The following is a 1,856-nucleotide window of genomic DNA, read 5'->3' on the forward strand; positions in this document are numbered from 1 at the left end:
TTTCGTCATTTTTTTAAAAATGGGACAACTATTTAGCAACCCAACTGTTCAAATGCTCTGTTTCTTGTTTTTGTACTTTTGAGTAAGCAAATCCTAATGTACATAAATAAGCCATTGTGACATATGAGCCTACTGAAAAAGTCATCAAATTGATGGCTTTTTTAGTAGGCTCGTTTGAACTGTGGTATTTTTATCATTTGTAACATCAATAGTAAACTCTTTTTCTATCTCTCTATTATCCTTTGCATATACATTTGTTGGTAAAATACTCATACAAATCATTGATACTAAAATAATATTTTCAAATCTCTTTTTCATCATTTTTCTCCACCCCTATAGTAATTTCTCTTGTCCAGATAATCTTCCAATATGCATAATTTCGTTATATAAAATTCGTCGAACATCTTCATCCGTTAAAGCATCATTTGATGTTGGTTTTTCTAACGGATTTTTCTTTTCATTCGAATAAACTTTTTGAATCGCAACAATCGTTAATCCATCTGACAAGTAATCTTTAATCTCTAACAAACGATCTACGTCATTTAAGGAATACATTCTGCGATTAGTGTCTGAACGTTCCGGTGTAATTAAACGTTGTTCTTCATAGTAGCTAATTTGTCTTGCCGTTAAATCAGTCAACTTCATAACTGTTCCTATTGGAAACACTGCTAAAGAACGTCGTAATTCTTTTTCTCTTATTCTCTATGATAGCTGTATTGTAAAAATAACTGACATAAATGTCAAGAGCTTTCTTACTTTTTATATCGCATTTTCTAACATAACATTCTTTCCAACAAAAAAGACTAGGTTGCCCCAGCCTTTTATACTGCACCAAGATTTCTTTGTTTCCACTTAATAAGCAATTTTCAATGTGTCTTGATCCGGAAGAGCAACACCTTTGCTTAATGTAATTTTATACTTGTCTTTTTCTGAAAAACCTAGGGTCTCACCATCCTGCAAATCTACATCCTCAAGGAGTATGTACGATACGATTGAAGATATAAATTTTATTAGATCCCCCGGATTTTCATCTGCATCTATTATCTCAAGTTCATACTTTCCAAACACGTACATTCCATAAGTGTATACGGATATTCCCTTGTCAGTTTGATAAAGACCGAACCATATCCAGTTAAAAATAGGTAATTCCTGTTCTTTAATCATTTGAGCGCAGTCAATGTAAGAATTTGGTTCAAAGACCACTCCGCTTGTAAATACGCCTATGGCATTTTCCTGCATGCTGCAAGCTGCCATAATCTCAGTATAAATCAGTCCTCTTTCTTTTATATCTTCTCCATCACCTAAAACAGCAACGACAATATGTGCCTTATGGCTTTTAGTAACCTCTACCGCTTCTCTCCACATATAATTATTGGAAGCATTGATTTCCGCCTCTTCGTTTGGTACGGGATCAGGGAATTTACTGATAACCACACGATATCCATTGATATCTGTAAAGATTACATCGTCAGCTTCATCTGTTAAATCTTCATTTGAGATTTCAATACTCCACTCATCTCTAAGATCTTTTATCAGTTTATCCTTATCCCAACAATCCTCTGAAAGCAAAACGCTCCCACAAAATTCTCCTATGTTATCATTGTTCAAAACTTCCACCTCAACCTCTACATAAAATTTGTCTAAAATATCTTCCATTAGATTATCATCTTTTTCTCGTGAATTGTCAAGTCAAGTGAATCATTTACGCTGTGCCCCTTTTTTGGGGGCAAAAATAGCGATATCATGCATTTTGAAAATAAAAATCTGTTTCAGAAACCAAAAAAATATCTCATAAAGTAAATTTCCTTTTCATTTTAAGGTGTAATAATTCAATGACAGCCTCAGTTCCTAAAAAA

The 1,856-nt window shown here is 33.4% G+C and carries 3 protein-coding genes; all 3 read right to left on the bottom strand.

Annotated elements, in window-relative coordinates; genetic code table 11:
* Positions 1 to 144: 144 nt before the first annotated feature.
* Positions 145 to 318, bottom strand: a complete 174-nt coding sequence (locus SMIDD26_RS12300; RefSeq protein WP_161800613.1) for a hypothetical protein — start codon at positions 316 to 318, stop codon at positions 145 to 147.
* A gap of 15 nt (positions 319 to 333) precedes the next feature.
* Positions 334 to 699 (bottom strand): MerR family transcriptional regulator, encoded by a 366-nt coding sequence (locus tag SMIDD26_RS06615; RefSeq protein WP_061439617.1) that lies wholly within the window; start codon positions 697 to 699, stop codon positions 334 to 336.
* A gap of 153 nt (positions 700 to 852) precedes the next feature.
* A complete protein-coding gene (locus tag SMIDD26_RS06620) occupies positions 853 to 1,656 on the bottom strand; it encodes a DUF4261 domain-containing protein (protein WP_061439618.1) in 804 nt (267 codons plus the stop codon).
* Positions 1,657 to 1,856 lie beyond the last annotated feature (200 nt).

It is taken from the genome of Streptococcus mitis (assembly GCF_001579035.1).
Taxonomy (GTDB): domain Bacteria; phylum Bacillota; class Bacilli; order Lactobacillales; family Streptococcaceae; genus Streptococcus; species Streptococcus mitis_J.

Excerpts from the sequence above, each read along its gene's own strand:
- SMIDD26_RS06620 (WP_061439618.1), bottom strand. The coding sequence starts at position 1,656 with ATGGAAGATATTTTAGACAAATTTTATGTAGAGGTTGAGGTGGAAGTT.
- SMIDD26_RS12300 (WP_161800613.1), bottom strand. The coding sequence starts at position 318 with ATGAAAAAGAGATTTGAAAATATTATTTTAGTATCAATGATTTGTATG.